Here is a 15,792-nt window from a genome sequence, read left to right as displayed (position 1 = left end):
GTTAGATGCGCGGCCACCGGGGTCCGCGTGTGCGAGGAGGCTTGCTGATGGCACGGCGATACGACACCAACGACGCGACCGACCGCTCGACGGGTCTGCGCGAGGCCGCGTCCGCCGTACGCCGGGGCGAGCTCGTCGTGCTGCCGACCGACACCGTGTACGGGGTCGGCGCCGACGCGTTCAGCTCGGAGGCCGTGGCCGATCTGCTGGAGGCCAAGGGCCGTGGCCGCAACATGCCCACGCCCGTCCTCATCGGCTCCCCGAACACGCTGCACGGCCTGGTCACGGACTTCTCCGAGATGGCCTGGGAACTCGTCGACGCCTTCTGGCCGGGCGCGCTGACCCTGGTCGCCAAGCACCAGCCGTCCCTGCAGTGGGACCTCGGCGACACCCGTGGGACCGTCGCCGTGCGCATGCCGCTGCACCCGGTCGCCATCGAACTGCTCACCGAGACCGGCCCGATGGCCGTCTCGTCCGCGAACCTCACCGGACACCCGTCCCCCGAGGACTGCGACGCCGCGCAGGAGATGCTCGGCGACTCCGTCTCCGTGTACCTGGACGGCGGTCCCACCCCCGGCATCGTGCCGTCGTCGATCGTCGACGTGACGGGCAAGGTGCCGGTGCTGCTGCGGGCCGGCGCGCTGTCGGCCGAGGAGCTGCGAAAGGTCGTACCCGACCTTGAGGTGGCGAATTGACAGCCCCTGACGCGGGGCGTGGCATAGGTACGGGGACGGGGTACGCGGGGGCTTACGGCGACGGGGCCTCGGGCGACTCCTCTTTTCGCATCCTCCACGTCAGCACCGGCAACGTGTGCCGCTCGCCGATCACCGAGCGGCTGACCCGCCATGCCCTGGCGGACCGGCTCGGCGACCCCCTGTGGGGCGGCCTGATCGTGGAGAGCGCCGGTACCTGGGGGCACGAGGGCGCGCCCATGGAGGCCAACGCGGAGGCGGTCCTCGCGGACTTCGGCGCGGACGCCTCCGGCTTCGTGGGCCGGGAACTGCTGGACGAGCACGTCATCCGGGCGGACCTGGTCCTCACCGCCACCCGTGACCACCGCGCCCAGGTCATCTCGATGGGCCACTCCGCGGGCCTGCGCACCTTCACCCTGAAGGAGTTCACCCGCCTGGTCCGCGCCATAGACCCCACCACCCTGCCGCCGTTGGACGACGGCATGGTCGAACGCGCCCGTGCCCTGGTCCGCGCCGCGGCGGCTCTACGCGGGTGGCTCCTGGCCCCCACGGCGGAAGCGGACGAGGTCTACGACCCGTACGGCGCCCCCCTCCCGTTCTTCCGCTCGGTGGGCGACGAGATCAACCAGGCACTCGACCCGGTGGTCACGGCGCTCACGGGCGCGCCCGCGCGGGCCTGAGCGGGGCGCCTGCGCGGGCCTGAGCAGGGCGTCTGGGCGGGTCTGAGGCCCTGGGGGCACGTGTCCCTGGGTGGGGCGGCGGGGAGGGCCGTTCGGACGTTGTGCGGGGGGCTCGGGCGTAACGCCGGGCGCGGCAGGGGAGTCGGTTCTACATTGGACATAGCGATCCCCCGCCGAGGTCCGGAGTCCGCCATGCCGGTCACACCCACGCTCGAAGGCCCGCCGTCCGTCGATGTGCTGGGCCGGCAGGATCCGGAGCTGGCCGAGATCCTCCTCGCGGAGCTGACGCGGCAGACCACGACGCTGCAGCTGATCGCCGCCGAGAACTTCACCTCGCCCGCCGTGCTGGCCGCCCTGGGCTCGCCGCTCGCCAACAAGTACGCCGAGGGATACCCCGGCGCCCGCCACCACGGCGGCTGCGAGCTGGTCGACGTCGCCGAGCGGATCGCCGTACAGCGCGCCACGGCCCTGTTCGGCGCCGAACACGCCAACGTGCAGTCCCACTCCGGGAGTTCGGCCGTGCTGGCCGCGTACGCCGCCCTGCTGCGCCCCGGGGACACCGTCCTCGCGATGGGCCTGCCGCACGGCGGGCACCTCACGCACGGGTCACCCGCGAACTTCTCCGGCCGGTGGTTCGACTTCGTCGGCTACGGCGTCGACCCGGACAGCGGGCTCATCGACCACGAGCAGGTCCGGGCGCTGGCCCGCACCCACCGCCCGAAGGCCATCGTGTGCGGGTCCATCTCGTATCCCCGGCACATCGACTACGCGGCCTTCCGTGAGGTGGCGGACGAGGTCGGCGCGTACCTCATCGCCGACGCCGCCCACCCCATCGGCCTCGTCGCCGGGGGAGCGGCGCCCAGCCCGGTCCCGTACGCGGACGTCGTGTGCGCGACCACGCACAAGGTGCTGCGCGGGCCGCGCGGCGGGATGCTGCTGTGCGGGAGCGAGCTGGCCGACCGCGTCGACCGGGCCGTCTTCCCCTTCACGCAGGGCGGCGCGCAGATGCACACCGTCGCCGCGAAGGCCGTCGCGTTCGGCGAGGCGGCAACACCGGCGTTCACGGCGTACGCCCATCAGGTGGTCGCGAACGCGCGCGTGCTGGCACAGGGCCTGGCCGCCGAGGGGCTCGCGGTCGTCACCGGCGGCACCGACACCCATCTGCTGACCGTCGATCCCGCGCCGCTCGGCGTCGACGGCCGCACCGCCCGCGGCCGGCTCGCCGCCGCCGGAATGGTCCTCGACACCTGCGCGCTGCCCCGCCCCGACGTACGGGGACTGCGCCTGGGCACGGCCGCCGTCACCACCCAGGGCATGGGCGAGGCCGAGATGGCCCGGATCGCGGTGCTGTTCGGCGCGGCCCTCAGGGACGAGTCCGCAGGCCGGCGCGTACGTGAAGAAGTGCGGGATCTGACCGGGAGATTTCCGCCCTATCCCGGCTAGCGTGGGGTGGACGGGCGTGGAGCTGCAGCCACTCGTGCAACCATCGGCTCTACCCGGAAGTCCTCAACCGTATGCGCACGAAGCTATGGTGTGGGGCTGAGATGGCCAGCGAGACCTGTGGGGAATGCCCGTGCGTGAATACCTCCTGACGCTCTGCATCACGGCCGCGGTGACGTACCTGCTGACCGGGCCGGTGCGGAAGTTCGCGATCGTGGCCGGAGCGATGCCGGAGATCCGGGCACGTGACGTGCACCGAGAACCCACCCCGCGCCTCGGCGGCATCGCGATGTTCTTCGGACTGTGCGCGGGCCTGCTGGTCGCGGACCATCTGACGAACCTCAGCGTGGTCTTCGAGAACTCCAACGAACCGCGGGCGCTGCTGTCCGGCGCCGCCCTGATCTGGCTGATCGGCGTCCTGGACGACAAGTTCGAGATCGACGCGCTGATCAAGCTGGGTGCCCAGATGATCGCCGCGGGCGTCATGGTCATGCAGGGTCTGACGATCCTGTGGCTGCCCATCCCCGGCGTCGGCTCGGTCTCGCTGACCCAGTGGCAGGGCACGCTGCTGACGGTCGCGCTCGTCGTGATCACCATCAACGCCGTGAACTTCGCCGACGGCCTCGACGGCCTCGCCGCGGGCATGGTCTGCATCGCCGCCGCCGCGTTCTTCATGTACGGCTACCGCATCTGGTACGGGTACGGGCTGGAGTCCGCCGCCCCCGCCACACTCTTCTCCGCGCTGCTGATGGGCATGTGCCTGGGCTTCCTGCCGCACAACATGCATCCCGCGCGGATCTTCATGGGCGACTCGGGTTCGATGCTCATCGGGCTGGTGCTGGCGGCCGGCGCCATCTCGATCACCGGGCAGGTCGACCCGGACGCGATGAACCTGTTCGCGGGGTCCGAGAAGGAGGCAGTGCACCAGACGGTGCCCGTCTACATCCCGCTGCTGCTGCCGCTGACGATCATCGCCGTGCCTGCGGCGGACCTGGTGCTCGCCATCGTGCGGCGCACCTGGCGCGGCCAGTCCCCGTTCGCGGCCGACCGGGGGCACCTGCACCACCGGCTCCTGGAGATCGGGCACTCGCACAGCCGGGCCGTGCTCATCATGTACTTCTGGTCGGCGCTGATCGCCTTCGGAGCTCTCGCCTACTCGGTGAACTCGGGCGCCATGTGGATCGTGCTCGGCATCATGGCGCTCAGCGCGGTGGGCCTGCTGCTGCTTCTGCTGCCGCGGTTCACGCCGCGTGCCCCGCGCTGGGCCGAGAACTTCATCCCGCCGCGCTACCGCCGCCGCAAGGCCGTGGACGTGCCCGCGGAGGGTGGCCCCGCGGTCGCGTACGACGAAGCCGGCGGGGACCGCGCGCAGGGCAGGGACGAGGACGGGGAGCAGGACGAGGAACGTCGTACTCCGGTCGCCGTCGGTGTCTCAGGAGTCAACGGGGCGAGCGCTGTCGGCGCCCGTTCGCGGCTGCTGGACGAGCGAGGGGCCGGGTCGTCGCGCTGACGCCGGGTAAGAGTTTCGCAAGAGCCGTCCGGTGGGCGGCTCCCCGAAAGCGCCCCATTACCAGACAAGTGGGTCGCCCGAGTGCACAGACGTGCATGTTCACCCTCATGTGTGACGCCGAGCACACCAACCAGGTAAAGACCTCATCAAATAGTTTGTGATACGGTTCACGAGAACCCAGGACAGAGCCGAAGGACCGCACTGCGACGGTTCACCGGCGGTGAGGTTCTCTCGCTGTCCGGGACTACGCTCGTCCATGACGACACCTGCCCCCTTGAGCAAAGCGGAGTTGCCGCCATGCCCTCCAATGACGTCCGGATCCTTCTCCAGGCCGCTGTGCCCACAGCTGCCGTCGGCGCGATCGCCGCCGTCGTCAGTGGTGTGGTCGCGGGCGGCAAGGGGGCGGTCGGGGCGCTTGTGGCGACGCTGGTCGTGATCCTCTTCATGGGTGTCGGGCTGTACGTTCTGCAGCGCACCGCCAAATCGCTTCCGCACCTGTTCCAGGCGATGGGTCTGATGCTCTACACGGCACAGATTCTTCTGCTGTTCATCTTCGTCGCCGCGTTCAAGAACACGACGCTGTTCAACCCGAAGGCCTTCGCGATCTCGATCGTCGCCGCCACGCTCGCGTGGATCGGCGCACAGGCGCGTGCCCAGATGAAAGCCAAGATCCTCTACGTCGAACCCGAGTCCTCGAAGGGCGAGAAGCCCGAAAAGACGGGCCACTCGTCGTGAGGGGTAGGGCCGGGATAAGTGCTCGTAGAAGACCCTGCTATCGTCCGGTGCCAACTGCGGCATCGCGGGCGCGGGCATCTGAGCTGACGCCTGCTCAATCGCGAGGCTTGATGCCCCCCAGCCGCCCTCACATCCGTTACACCAGTCCAGTGCCGAACCGCGGCTGCGCGCCGCGCCGACACAACGAGGTTGCCGTACCTATGCGCCACGCTGAAGGAGCCCGCGGTGAGTGCTGACCCGACGCAGGTGCTCGCCTTCGAGACCGACTGCCACATCTTCGACGGCTGTGGATTCCCGGCTCCCGGCCTGCACTCGTTCCTGTTCGAGCCCCTCGTGGGCGATGCGGACAGCAGCGTCTATTTCAACAAGACGATGCTCCTGGCGCTGCTCGGCTCCGTCATCGTCATCGGCTTCTTCTGGGCCGCCTTCCGCAAGCCGAAGGTCGTCCCGGGCAAGCTGCAGATGGTCGCCGAGGCCGGATACGACTTCGTCCGGCGCGGCGTCGTCTACGAGACGATCGGAAAGAAGGAGGGCGAGAAGTACGTACCGCTGATCGTCTCGCTGTTCTTCTTCATCTGGATGATGAACATCTGGTCGATCGTCCCGGTCGCACAGTTCCCGGTCACGTCGATCATCGCGTACCCCGCGGTCCTCGCCGGGATCGTGTACGTCCTGTGGGTCTCGCTGACCTTCAAGCGGCACGGATTCGTCGGTGCGTTCAAGAACTTCTCCGGCTACGACAAGTCGCTGGGCCCGGTTCTGCCGCTGGCCATGGGCATCGAGCTCCTCTCGAACCTGATCGTCCGGCCGTTCACGCACGCGGTGCGACTGTTCGCGAACATGTTCGCGGGCCACACCCTGCTGCTGCTGTTCACGATCGCCAGCTGGTACCTGCTCAACGGCATCGGGATCGCCTACGCGGGCGTCTCGTTCATCATGGTCATCGTGATGACGGCGTTCGAGTTGTTCATCCAGGCCCTGCAGGCATACGTCTTCGTGCTTCTTACCTGCACCTTCATCCAGGGCGCGCTCGCCGAGCACCACTGAGCCACCCCCGGTAAAACCCCCTAAACGTCCGGTGGCCAACCCCCGCCGGTCCGTACAGAGAAGGAAGAATCAGCATGGCTGCCACTGAGACCCTCGCCGCTGTCTCCGGCTCCCTCGGCTCCATCGGCTACGGCCTTGCCGCGATCGGCCCCGGCGTCGGCGTCGGCATCATCTTCGGTAACGGCACCCAGGCCCTTGCCCGTCAGCCCGAGGCTGCCGGCCTGATCCGTGCCAACCAGATTCTCGGCTTCGCCTTCTGTGAGGCGCTCGCCCTCATCGGTCTGGTCATGCCGTTCGTCTACGGCGTCTGACGTCGGATTCACGACAGACCGCCCACTAGACGAAAGGCACTGATATGAGCCAGCTGCTCACTGTCGCGGCCGAGGAGATGGAAAATCCCCTCATCCCGCCGATTCCCGAGCTGGTCATCGGCCTGATCGCCTTCGTCATCGTCTTCGGCTTCCTCGCCAAGAAGCTGCTCCCGAACATCAACAAGGTTCTGGAGCAGCGCCGCGAGGCCATCGAGGGCGGTATCGAGAAGGCCGAGGCCGCTCAGACCGAAGCCCAGAGCGTGCTGGAGCAGTACAAGGCCCAGCTCGCCGAGGCCCGGCACGAGGCCGCGCGTCTGCGCCAGGAGGCGCAGGAGCAGGGTGCCACGCTCATCGCCGAGATGCGCGCGGAAGGCCAGCGGCAGCGTGAGGAAATCATCGCCGCCGGTCACTCGCAGCTCGCCGCCGACCGCAAGGCCGCCGCGTCCGCGCTGCGCCAGGACGTGGGCCAGCTGGCCACCGAACTGGCCGGCAAGCTCGTCGGCGAGTCCCTTGAGGACCACGCCCGGCAGAGCCGCACGATCGACCGGTTCCTCGACGGTCTCGACGAGACCGCTTCGAAGGCCGAGGCCACGCGATGAACGGAGCGAGCCGCGACGCGCTGGCCGCCGCACGTGAGCGTCTCGACGCGCTGACGGACTCCACGTCCGTCGACGCGGCGCAGCTCGCCGGCGAGCTGGCTTCCGTCACCGCGCTGCTCGACCGTGAGGTGTCCCTGCGCCGGGTCCTCACCGACCCGGCGCAGGCCGGCGAGGCGAAGGCCGAGCTGGCCGGGCGGCTCCTCAGCGGTCAGGTCAGCGGCACCACCGCCGACCTGGTGGCCGGTCTGGTGCGTTCCCGCTGGTCGCGTTCGCGTGACCTGGTCGACTCCGTCGAGGAGCTGGCCGACACCGCCGACCTCACGGCGGCGCAGCGGCTGGGCAGGCTGGACGACGTCGAGGACGAGCTGTTCCGGTTCGGCCGGATCGTCGCCTCGGACACCGGTCTGCGTGCGGCGCTGACCGACCGCGGCGCCTCCGCCGCGGCCAAGAGCGAGCTGCTGCGCAGCCTGCTCGGCGGCCGGGCCGACGCCGTCACCGAGCGGCTGGTCACTCGCCTTGTGACCGCGCCCCGGGGACGTAGCCTGGAGTCGGGACTCGAATCCCTGTCCAAGCTCGCGGCCGACCGCCGAAGCCGCATGGTCGCCGTCGTCACCTCGGCGGTTCCGCTGAGCGACGTGCAGAAGCAGCGCCTCGGCGCCGCCCTCGCGAAGCTCTACGGCCACCCCATGCACCTCAACCTCGACGTGGACCCCGAGGTCCTCGGCGGGATCCGGGTGCAGGTCGGAGACGAGATCATCAACGGCTCCATCGCGGACCGGCTGGAAGCAGTCAGCCGCCGCATGGCGAGCTAGCAGCAATTCAATACGCGTACACAAGCAGTACACCGCAGTGCTTACGGCCCTGGTTGGGCCGTGCAGAGGATTCCTGGGGGCCCGCGGCGCAGCCGCTGAGGGAAAAAGCCCCAGACCCCCCAAGAAAACTTCGGGCCCAACAAGGAGAGCAGGGAACCCAGATGGCGGAGCTCACGATCCGGCCGGAGGAGATCCGGGATGCGCTGGAGAACTTTGTCCAGTCGTACAAGCCGGACGCGGCCTCGCGCGAGGAGGTCGGTACGGTCACCCTTGCCGGCGACGGCATCGCGAAGGTCGAGGGCCTGCCCTCGGCCATGGCCAACGAACTGCTGAAGTTCGAGAACGGCACCCTCGGTCTCGCGCTGAACCTGGAAGAGCGCGAGATCGGTGCGGTCGTCCTCGGTGAGTTCAGCGGTATCGAGGAGGGACAGCCGGTCACGCGTACCGGCGAGGTCCTGTCCGTGGCCGTCGGCGAGGGCTACCTCGGCCGCGTTGTCGACCCGCTCGGCGCCCCGATCGACGGTCTCGGCGAGATCGAGACGTCCGGACGCCGCGCGCTCGAACTGCAGGCACCGGGCGTCATGGCCCGTAAGTCGGTCCACGAGCCGATGGAGACCGGCTACAAGGCCGTCGACGCCATGACCCCGATCGGCCGTGGCCAGCGTCAGCTGGTCATCGGTGACCGTCAGACCGGCAAGACCGCGCTGGCCGTCGACACGATCATCAACCAGCGTGACAACTGGCGCACCGGCGACCCGAAGAAGCAGGTCCGCTGCGTCTACGTCGCCATCGGTCAGAAGGGCTCGACCATCGCCTCCGTGCGTGGCGCCCTCGAAGAGGCCGGCGCGCTGGAGTACACGACCATCGTCGCCGCCCCGGCGTCCGACCCGGCCGGCTTCAAGTACCTGGCGCCGTACACCGGCTCGGCCATCGGCCAGCAGTGGATGTACGAGGGCAAGCACGTCCTCATCATCTTCGACGACCTCTCGAAGCAGGCCGACGCCTACCGCGCCGTGTCCCTGCTGCTCCGCCGTCCGCCGGGGCGCGAGGCCTACCCCGGTGACGTCTTCTACCTGCACTCCCGTCTCCTTGAGCGTTGCGCGAAGCTCTCGGACGAGCTGGGCGCGGGCTCGATGACCGGTCTGCCGATCGTCGAGACGAAGGCCAACGACGTCTCGGCGTTCATCCCGACCAACGTCATCTCCATCACCGACGGCCAGTGCTTCCTGGAGTCGGACCTCTTCAACGCCGGTCAGCGCCCCGCGCTGAACGTCGGTATCTCCGTCTCCCGAGTCGGTGGTTCCGCGCAGCACAAGGCGATGAAGCAGGTCTCCGGCCGACTGCGCGTGGACCTCGCCCAGTTCCGTGAGCTGGAGGCGTTCGCCGCCTTCGGTTCCGACCTGGACGCCGCGTCGAAGTCGCAGCTGGACCGCGGTCAGCGGATGGTCGAGCTGCTCAAGCAGGCTCAGTACCAGCCGATGGCCACCGAGGACCAGGTCGTCTCCGTGTGGGCAGGCACCACCGGCAAGATGGACGAGGTTCCGGTCGCCGACATCCGCCGCTTCGAGAAGGAGCTGCTTGAGTACCTGCACCGCAAGGAGCAGGGCCTCATGACCTCCATCAAGGAGGGCGGCAAGATGTCGGACGACACCCTGCAGGCCATCGCCGACGCGATCGCGGACTTCAAGAAGCAGTTCGAGACGTCGGACGGCAAGCTGCTCGGCGAGGACACCCCTGCCGCTGCGGGCAAGTGACGACGGAAGGGACCTGACTCATGGGAGCCCAGCTCCGGGTCTACAAGCGTCGCATCAAATCCGTCACCGCGACCAAGAAGATCACCAAGGCGATGGAGATGATCGCCGCCTCGCGTGTCGTCAAGGCGCAGCGCAAGGTACGGGCCTCCACGCCGTACGCGACCGAGCTCACCCGCGCGGTCACGGCGGTCGGGACCGGTTCGAACACCAAGCACCCGCTGACCACGGAGGCTGAGACGGCGACCCGTGCCGCGGTACTGCTCCTCACGAGCGACCGCGGACTGGCCGGCGCCTTCAACTCCAACGCCATCAAGGCGGCGGAGCAGCTGACCGCCCGTCTGGTGGCCGAGGGCAAGGAGGTCGACACGTACATCGTCGGCCGCCGCGGTCTCGCCCACTACAACTTCCGTGAGCGCAAGGTCTCGGAATCGTGGGCGGGCTTCACCGACGAGCCCTCGTACGCGGACGCGAAGAACGTCGCCGTTCCGCTGATCGAGGCCATCGAGAAGGAGACGGCGGAGGGCGGCGTGGACGAGATCCACATCGTCTACACCGAGTTCGTCTCGATGATGACGCAGACGGCTGTCGACAGCCGTCTGCTGCCGCTCAGCCTCGAAGAGGTTGCGGAGGAGTCGTCCAGCAAGGACGAGATCCTCCCGCTCTACGACTTCGAGCCGTCGGCGGAGGACGTCCTGGACGCCCTTCTGCCGCGGTACGTCGAGAGCCGTATCTACAACGCGCTGCTCCAGTCGGCTGCCTCCAAGCACGCCGCCACCCGCCGCGCGATGAAGTCGGCGACCGACAACGCGGGAGACCTGATCACTTCACTCTCCCGACTTGCCAACGCGGCCCGCCAGGCCGAAATCACCCAGGAAATCAGCGAGATCGTCGGTGGCACCGCAGCGCTGGCCGACGCGACCGCGGGGAGTGACAGGTAAATGACGACGACAGTTGAGACGGCCGTTGCCACGGGCCGCGTCGCCCGGGTCATCGGCCCGGTCGTCGACGTGGAATTCCCCGTCGACGCCATGCCGGAGATCTACAACGCCCTTCACGTCGAGGTGGCCGACCCGGCCAACGCCGGCGAGAAGAAGACGCTGACCCTTGAGGTCGCCCAGCACCTGGGTGACGGTCTGGTCCGCACCATCTCCATGCAGCCCACCGACGGTCTGGTCCGCCAGGCCGCGGTGACCGACACGGGCACGGGCATCTCCGTCCCCGTCGGTGACTTCACCAAGGGCAAGGTGTTCAACACCCTCGGCGAGGTCCTGAACTCCGACGAGGCCTACGAGGGCGACCGGTGGACCATCCACCGCAAGGCTCCCGCGTTCGACCAGCTTGAGTCGAAGACCGAGATGTTCGAGACGGGCCTGAAGGTCGTCGACCTGCTGACCCCGTACGTCAAGGGCGGCAAGATCGGTCTGTTCGGTGGTGCCGGTGTCGGCAAGACCGTGCTGATCCAGGAAATGATCATGCGTGTCGCCAACCTCCACGAGGGCGTCTCCGTCTTCGCGGGTGTCGGTGAGCGCACGCGTGAGGGCAACGACCTCATCGCGGAGATGGAAGAGAGCGGTGTTCTCGACAAGACCGCTCTTGTCTTCGGTCAGATGGACGAGCCCCCGGGCACCCGTCTGCGCGTGGCCCTGGCCGGTCTGACCATGGCGGAGTACTTCCGCGATGTGCAGAAGCAGGACGTGCTGTTCTTCATCGACAACATCTTCCGCTTCACGCAGGCCGGTTCCGAGGTCTCCACCCTGCTCGGCCGTATGCCGTCCGCGGTGGGTTACCAGCCGAACCTGGCCGACGAGATGGGTCAGCTGCAGGAGCGCATCACCTCGACGCGTGGTCACTCGATCACGTCGATGCAGGCGATCTACGTTCCCGCGGACGACCTGACCGACCCGGCCCCGGCCACCACGTTCGCCCACCTCGACGCGACGACGGTGCTCTCCCGTCCGATCTCCGAGAAGGGCATCTACCCGGCCGTGGACCCGCTGGACTCCACGTCCCGCATCCTGGACCCGCGCTACATCGCGCAGGACCACTACGACGCCGCCATGCGCGTCAAGACGGTCCTGCAGAAGTACAAGGACCTCCAGGACATCATCGCGATCCTCGGTATCGACGAACTGGGCGAGGAGGACAAGCTCGTCGTCCACCGTGCCCGTCGTGTGGAGCGCTTCCTGTCCCAGAACACCCACGCCGCCAAGCAGTTCACCGGTGTGGACGGGTCGGACGTTCCGCTGGAGGAGTCCATCGCGGCGTTCAACTCGATCATCGACGGGGAGTACGACCACTTCCCGGAGCAGGCGTTCTTCATGTGCGGTGGCATCGAGGACCTGAAGGCCAACGCCAAGGAACTCGGCGTCAGCTGAACCTCGCGTTCTGAGTGACAGGGGCGGGGCCGTGCCTCGCGGGGCGGGTCCCGCCCCTCTCACTACGCCCATTAGACTTTGACCCAACACCCGGCAGCGAACGCCGGGTGGTGACCCGAGGAGCCCACCTTGGCTGCTGAGCTGCATGTCGAGCTCGTCGCCGCGGACCGCAGTGTCTGGTCCGGCGAGGCCACCCTGGTCGTCGCGCGTACCACGTCCGGCGACATCGGCGTCATGCCCGGTCACCAGCCGCTGCTCGGTGTGCTGGAGTCGGGCCCGGTGACCATCCGTACGAGTGATGGTGGAACGGTCGTCGCCGCGGTGCACGGCGGTTTCATCTCTTTCGCGGACAACAAGCTGTCGCTGCTGGCCGAGATCGCCGAGCTGTCGGACGAGATCGACGTCCAGCGTGCGGAGCGGGCGTTCGAGCGCGCCAAGTCGGACGCCGACGCGTCCGCCGAGCGTCGCGCGGACGTCCGACTGCGGGCGGTGTCTGCGCACTGAGACCAGCGCGCAGAAGGAAGTGACTCAGCCGCGGCCAGGACCGGAGCTTTTCCGGACCGGGTCGCGGCTGAGGCGATGCGGGTGCTTTTTTCCTTTCCGTTACCTAGGAGACGAGGAGGTCGGTGTCGATGGTCCTCGCTCTGACTGTGGTCGGGTCGGTAGTAGTACTGGTGGCCCTCGGACTCTTCGTCTTCGGCCTGCGTCGCAGAGTGATCCAGCGGTCGGGCGGCACCTTCGACTGCAGCCTCCGGTGGGACGTCCCGGAGAAGACCGACACGAGCGGCAAGGGCTGGGGTTATGGCATCGCCCGCTACAGCGGTGACCGGATCGAGTGGTTCCGCGTCTTCTCGTACGCGCTTCGGCCGCGGCGGGTTCTCGAACGCTCGGCGATCGAGGTCGCGGGGCGGCGGGCGCCTGAGGGCGAGGAAGAGCTTGCGTTGCTGTCCGACGCGATCATCTTGACCTGCGTTCATCGTGGGACGCGGCTTGAACTCGCCATGAGCGAGGATGCGTTGACCGGGTTCTTGGCTTGGCTTGAAGCCGCGCCGCCCGGGCAGCGGGTGAATGTGGCTTAACCATTCACTTGCTGCCCGGGCGGTTTTGGCTTACGCCGCGGGGGTCGGGGGGTTGTCTGCGGGCCGGTGGGGGCTGGCCGCGCAGTTCCCCGCGCCCCTTAAGGGGCCTGCGGTCCCTGCGGCCTTCAAGGGGGCGCGCACCCGCGCCCCCTTACGGGGTTGTTAGTTGAGGCCGTTGTTGATGGCTGTCACCAGTTCGCCGTTCGTGGTGTCGCCGCTGAACTCCCAGAAGAACGCGCCGCCCAGGCCCTGGTTCTTGGCCCAGGTCATCTTGGAGCCTATGGTGGCCGGGGTGTCGTAGCTCCACCAGTTGTTGCCGCAGTAGGCGTAGGCCGTGCCGGCGATCGTGCCGGTGGCGGGGCAGGAGCTCTTGAGGATCTTGTAGTCCTCGATGCCCGCCTCGTACGTGCCGGGTGCCGCGCCGGTCGCCGCACCGCCGGGGGCGGCCTGGGTGACGCCGGTCCAGCCGCGCCCGTAGAAGCCGATGCCGAGCAGCAGCTTCTTCGCGGGTACGCCCTTGCTCTTGAGCTTGGCGATGGCGTCGGCCGAGTTGAAGCCGGCCGCCGGGATGCCGCTGTACGAGGTCAGCGGCGAGTGCGGGGCGGTCGGACCGTCCGCGTCGAAGGCGCCGAAGTAGTCGTACGTCATCACGTTGTACCAGTCGAGGCTCGCGCTGGCGCCGCCGTAGTCGGCCGCGTCGATCTTGCCGCCGGACGAGCCGTCCGCCGTGATGGCCGCGGTGACCAGGTAGTTGGAGCCGAACTCGGTGCGCAGCGCCTGGCTGAGGGTCTTGAAGGAGCTGAAGCCGGACGTGTCGCAGCTCAGGCCACAGGCGTTCGGGTACTCCCAGTCGATGTCGATGCCGTCGAAGACGTCGGCCCAGCGCGGGTCCTCGACGACGGCCTTGCAGGACTTGGCGAACGCGGCCGGGTTCTGCGCGGCCTGGCCGAAGCCGCCGGAGTAGGTCCAGCCGCCGAAGGAGTACAGCACCTTGATGTGCGGGTACTTGGCCTTCAGCTGGCGCAGCTGGTTGAAGTTGCCGCGCAGCGGCTGGTCCCAGCTGTCGGCGGTGCCGCTGACGGACTGGTCGGCGGTGTAGGCCTTGTCGTACGCGGCGTAGGTGTCGTCGACGGTGCACTGCCCGTTCTTGACGTTGCCGAACGCGTAGTTGATGTGGGTGATCTTGGCGGCCGAGCCCGACGTCACCAGGTTCTTGACGTGGTAGTTGCGCCCGTAGACGCCCCACTCGGTGAAGTAGCCGAGCTTGACCTTGTCGCCGGTGGGCGGCGGGTCGGTGGTGCCGCCCGTGGTGCGCACGGCGGTCGCGCCGCTGACCGGACCGGTCTGGTCGGCCGTGTCACGCGCCTGCACGGTGTACGAGTAGTCGGTGCCGGCGGTCAGACCGGAGTCGCTGTACGAGGTCCCGGTCACCGTGGCGACCTTGGCGCCGTCGCGCAGGACGTCGTAGTTCTTGATGCCCTTGTCGTCGGTGGCCGCGCTCCAGGCGAGCTTCACCGAGGTGTTGGTGACGTCGGAGGCGGTCGGCTTGCCCGGGGCGGAGGGCGCGTTGTCGCCGGGGACGGTCGGTCCGCCGTCACAACTGCCGCCGTTGAGCTTGCAGTTGGCGGGGGAGCCGGTGCCCGAGCCGTTGAAGCCGAAGGAGAGGGAGGCGCCCGGTGCGAGGGTGCCGTTCCAGGACTTGTTCTTGGCGGTCCAGTGGGTGCCGGAGCTGGTGACGTCGGCGTCCCAGGCGGAGGTGACCGAGGTGCCCGAGGGGAAGTCCCACTCGACGGTCCAGGAGCTGAGGGCCGTCGTGCCGGTGTTCTTGACGGTCCACTTGCCCTCGAAGCCGGAGCCCCAGTCCTGGGTCTTGGCGTAGGTGGCGGTCGCCGACGTGGCGGCGGAGGCGGGGCTCGCGAGCCCGACCAGGGCGGCGAACGGCAGCAGCAGGGTGGTGAATCCCGCTATGGCTCTGTGTCCGAGTCTGCGTCTGAGGCGCATCCGCGTCTCCTTGGGGGAGTTTTATGAGGTGCGCAGGACAATAGAAAGGTCTGGACCATAGGTCAATAGGTCCAGACCACTGTGAGGGCGCGGTGCGACCAGTTGTTACACGCCCAACTCCTGTGCCAGCACGGCCGCCTGCACCCGGCTGCGCAGTCCCAGCTTTCCCAGGAGGCGGCTGACGTGTGTCTTCACCGTCGCCTCCGCCATGTCGAGGCGCACCCCGACCTCCGCATTGGACAGGCCCTCGCCCAGGCAGGAGAGGACCTCCCGTTCGCGCCGGGTCAGCGCGTCCAGGACCGAGGGGTCCGCCGACGGTTCGCGGACGGGGCGTGCGGCGAACTCGGCGATCAGCCGACGGGTGACCGCGGGCGAGATCAGTCCCTCGCCGCCCGCCACCGTGCGGACCGCCTCGATGAGTTGGCGGGCCTCGGTGTTCTTCAGCAGAAAGCCGGCGGCGCCCGCGCGCAGCGCGCCGAACACGTACGCGTCGAGGTCGAACGTGGTCAGTACGAGGACGTCGGCGAGGCCTTCCCCGACGACCTGGCGGGTGGCGGCGACACCGTCCAGGCGCGGCATCTGGACGTCCATCAGGACCAGGTCGGGGCGCAGCTCCCTGGCCATGGCCACCGCCTGCTCGCCGTCCGCGGCCTCGCCGACCACCTCGATGTCGGGGGCGCTGCCCAGGATGAGGACGAGACCGGCGCGTACGGCGGACTGGTCCTCGGCGACGAGCACGCGGATCACGCGGGTCACG

At 68.6% G+C, this 15,792-nt stretch carries 16 protein-coding genes; 14 read left to right on the top strand and 2 right to left on the bottom strand.

What is annotated here, in order from left to right; translation table 11 throughout:
* The first annotated feature begins 47 nt into the window (after positions 1–47).
* The 14 genes from C6Y14_RS37090 to C6Y14_RS37025 all read left to right on the top strand — a co-directional run bounded on the left by C6Y14_RS37090 (position 48) and on the right by C6Y14_RS37025 (position 13,034).
* A complete protein-coding gene (locus C6Y14_RS37090) occupies positions 48–695 on the top strand; it encodes an L-threonylcarbamoyladenylate synthase (RefSeq protein WP_107021303.1) in 648 nt (215 codons plus the stop codon).
* On the top strand, positions 692–1,372 hold the full coding sequence (locus C6Y14_RS37085) for an arsenate reductase/protein-tyrosine-phosphatase family protein (RefSeq protein WP_404828883.1): 681 nt from the start codon (positions 692–694) through the stop codon (positions 1,370–1,372). The genes C6Y14_RS37090 and C6Y14_RS37085 overlap by 4 nt, the downstream gene beginning before the upstream one ends.
* Positions 1,373–1,564: 192 nt before the next feature.
* A complete protein-coding gene (locus C6Y14_RS37080; RefSeq protein ID WP_107021302.1) occupies positions 1,565–2,815 on the top strand; it encodes a serine hydroxymethyltransferase in 1,251 nt (416 codons plus the stop codon).
* A gap of 130 nt (positions 2,816–2,945) precedes the next feature.
* The gene (locus C6Y14_RS37075; RefSeq protein WP_107021419.1) at positions 2,946–4,322 is read left to right on the top strand and encodes an MraY family glycosyltransferase; all 1,377 of its coding nucleotides are present in this window, start codon (positions 2,946–2,948) and stop codon (positions 4,320–4,322) included.
* A gap of 297 nt (positions 4,323–4,619) precedes the next feature.
* Complete coding sequence (locus tag C6Y14_RS37070) at positions 4,620–5,057, top strand: hypothetical protein (RefSeq protein WP_107021301.1); 438 nt, start codon at positions 4,620–4,622, stop codon at positions 5,055–5,057.
* A 210-nt stretch (positions 5,058–5,267) separates the two neighbouring features.
* The gene (gene atpB / locus C6Y14_RS37065; RefSeq protein ID WP_199855002.1) at positions 5,268–6,104 is read left to right on the top strand and encodes a F0F1 ATP synthase subunit A; all 837 of its coding nucleotides are present in this window, start codon (positions 5,268–5,270) and stop codon (positions 6,102–6,104) included.
* Positions 6,105–6,178: 74 nt separating this feature from the next.
* Positions 6,179–6,415 carry an ATP synthase subunit c family protein gene (locus tag C6Y14_RS37060; RefSeq protein WP_067273352.1) on the top strand — a complete coding sequence of 79 codons (237 nt, stop codon included), beginning with the start codon at positions 6,179–6,181 and terminating at the stop codon, positions 6,413–6,415.
* Positions 6,416–6,459: 44 nt separating this feature from the next.
* The gene (locus C6Y14_RS37055; RefSeq protein ID WP_107021299.1) at positions 6,460–7,014 is read left to right on the top strand and encodes a F0F1 ATP synthase subunit B; all 555 of its coding nucleotides are present in this window, start codon (positions 6,460–6,462) and stop codon (positions 7,012–7,014) included.
* Positions 7,011–7,826 carry a F0F1 ATP synthase subunit delta gene (locus C6Y14_RS37050; RefSeq protein ID WP_107021298.1) on the top strand — a complete coding sequence of 272 codons (816 nt, stop codon included), beginning with the start codon at positions 7,011–7,013 and terminating at the stop codon, positions 7,824–7,826. Before C6Y14_RS37055 ends, C6Y14_RS37050 begins: the two co-directional genes overlap by 4 nt.
* A gap of 161 nt (positions 7,827–7,987) precedes the next feature.
* On the top strand, positions 7,988–9,580 hold the full coding sequence (atpA, locus tag C6Y14_RS37045) for a F0F1 ATP synthase subunit alpha (protein WP_107021297.1): 1,593 nt from the start codon (positions 7,988–7,990) through the stop codon (positions 9,578–9,580).
* 20 nt (positions 9,581–9,600) lie between these two features.
* Positions 9,601–10,518 carry a F0F1 ATP synthase subunit gamma gene (locus C6Y14_RS37040; protein WP_107021296.1) on the top strand — a complete coding sequence of 306 codons (918 nt, stop codon included), beginning with the start codon at positions 9,601–9,603 and terminating at the stop codon, positions 10,516–10,518.
* Positions 10,519–11,955, top strand: coding sequence for a F0F1 ATP synthase subunit beta (gene atpD, locus C6Y14_RS37035; RefSeq protein ID WP_107021295.1), 1,437 nt, complete (start codon positions 10,519–10,521; stop codon positions 11,953–11,955).
* Between the two features lie 129 nt (positions 11,956–12,084).
* On the top strand, positions 12,085–12,459 hold the full coding sequence (locus tag C6Y14_RS37030) for a F0F1 ATP synthase subunit epsilon (protein WP_107021294.1): 375 nt from the start codon (positions 12,085–12,087) through the stop codon (positions 12,457–12,459).
* Between the two features lie 128 nt (positions 12,460–12,587).
* On the top strand, positions 12,588–13,034 hold the full coding sequence (locus C6Y14_RS37025) for a DUF2550 domain-containing protein (RefSeq protein ID WP_107021293.1): 447 nt from the start codon (positions 12,588–12,590) through the stop codon (positions 13,032–13,034).
* A gap of 162 nt (positions 13,035–13,196) precedes the next feature.
* On the opposite strand, the gene C6Y14_RS37020 is transcribed toward C6Y14_RS37025, so the two are convergent.
* Both C6Y14_RS37020 and C6Y14_RS37015 read right to left on the bottom strand, forming a co-directional pair.
* The gene (locus C6Y14_RS37020; RefSeq protein WP_107021292.1) at positions 13,197–15,035 is read right to left on the bottom strand and encodes a glycoside hydrolase family 18 chitinase; all 1,839 of its coding nucleotides are present in this window, start codon (positions 15,033–15,035) and stop codon (positions 13,197–13,199) included.
* A 105-nt stretch (positions 15,036–15,140) separates the two neighbouring features.
* Entirely contained in the window at positions 15,141–15,782 is a 642-nt protein-coding gene (locus C6Y14_RS37015; protein WP_107021418.1) for a response regulator, read from the bottom strand.
* Positions 15,783–15,792 lie beyond the last annotated feature (10 nt).

Origin of the sequence: Streptomyces dioscori, from assembly GCF_003024195.1 — a bacterium.
Taxonomy (GTDB): domain Bacteria; phylum Actinomycetota; class Actinomycetes; order Streptomycetales; family Streptomycetaceae; genus Streptomyces; species Streptomyces dioscori.
This window is presented reverse-complemented; position numbering and strand designations above follow the sequence as displayed.

What these genes read in the sequence shown, in the direction of transcription:
- C6Y14_RS37055 (WP_107021299.1), top strand. Translation starts at nt 6,460, where the DNA reads ATGAGCCAGCTGCTCACTGTCGCGGCCGAGGAGATGGAAAATCCCCTC.
- C6Y14_RS37040 (WP_107021296.1), top strand. Translation starts at nt 9,601, where the DNA reads ATGGGAGCCCAGCTCCGGGTCTACAAGCGTCGCATCAAATCCGTCACC.
- C6Y14_RS37050 (WP_107021298.1), top strand. Translation starts at nt 7,011, where the DNA reads ATGAACGGAGCGAGCCGCGACGCGCTGGCCGCCGCACGTGAGCGTCTC.
- C6Y14_RS37060 (WP_067273352.1), top strand. Translation starts at nt 6,179, where the DNA reads ATGGCTGCCACTGAGACCCTCGCCGCTGTCTCCGGCTCCCTCGGCTCC.
- C6Y14_RS37090 (WP_107021303.1), top strand. Translation starts at nt 48, where the DNA reads ATGGCACGGCGATACGACACCAACGACGCGACCGACCGCTCGACGGGT.
- C6Y14_RS37070 (WP_107021301.1), top strand. Translation starts at nt 4,620, where the DNA reads ATGCCCTCCAATGACGTCCGGATCCTTCTCCAGGCCGCTGTGCCCACA.
- C6Y14_RS37020 (WP_107021292.1), bottom strand. Translation starts at nt 15,035, where the DNA reads ATGCGCCTCAGACGCAGACTCGGACACAGAGCCATAGCGGGATTCACC.
- C6Y14_RS37025 (WP_107021293.1), top strand. Translation starts at nt 12,588, where the DNA reads ATGGTCCTCGCTCTGACTGTGGTCGGGTCGGTAGTAGTACTGGTGGCC.
- C6Y14_RS37080 (WP_107021302.1), top strand. Translation starts at nt 1,565, where the DNA reads ATGCCGGTCACACCCACGCTCGAAGGCCCGCCGTCCGTCGATGTGCTG.
- atpA (WP_107021297.1), top strand. Translation starts at nt 7,988, where the DNA reads ATGGCGGAGCTCACGATCCGGCCGGAGGAGATCCGGGATGCGCTGGAG.
- atpD (WP_107021295.1), top strand. Translation starts at nt 10,519, where the DNA reads ATGACGACGACAGTTGAGACGGCCGTTGCCACGGGCCGCGTCGCCCGG.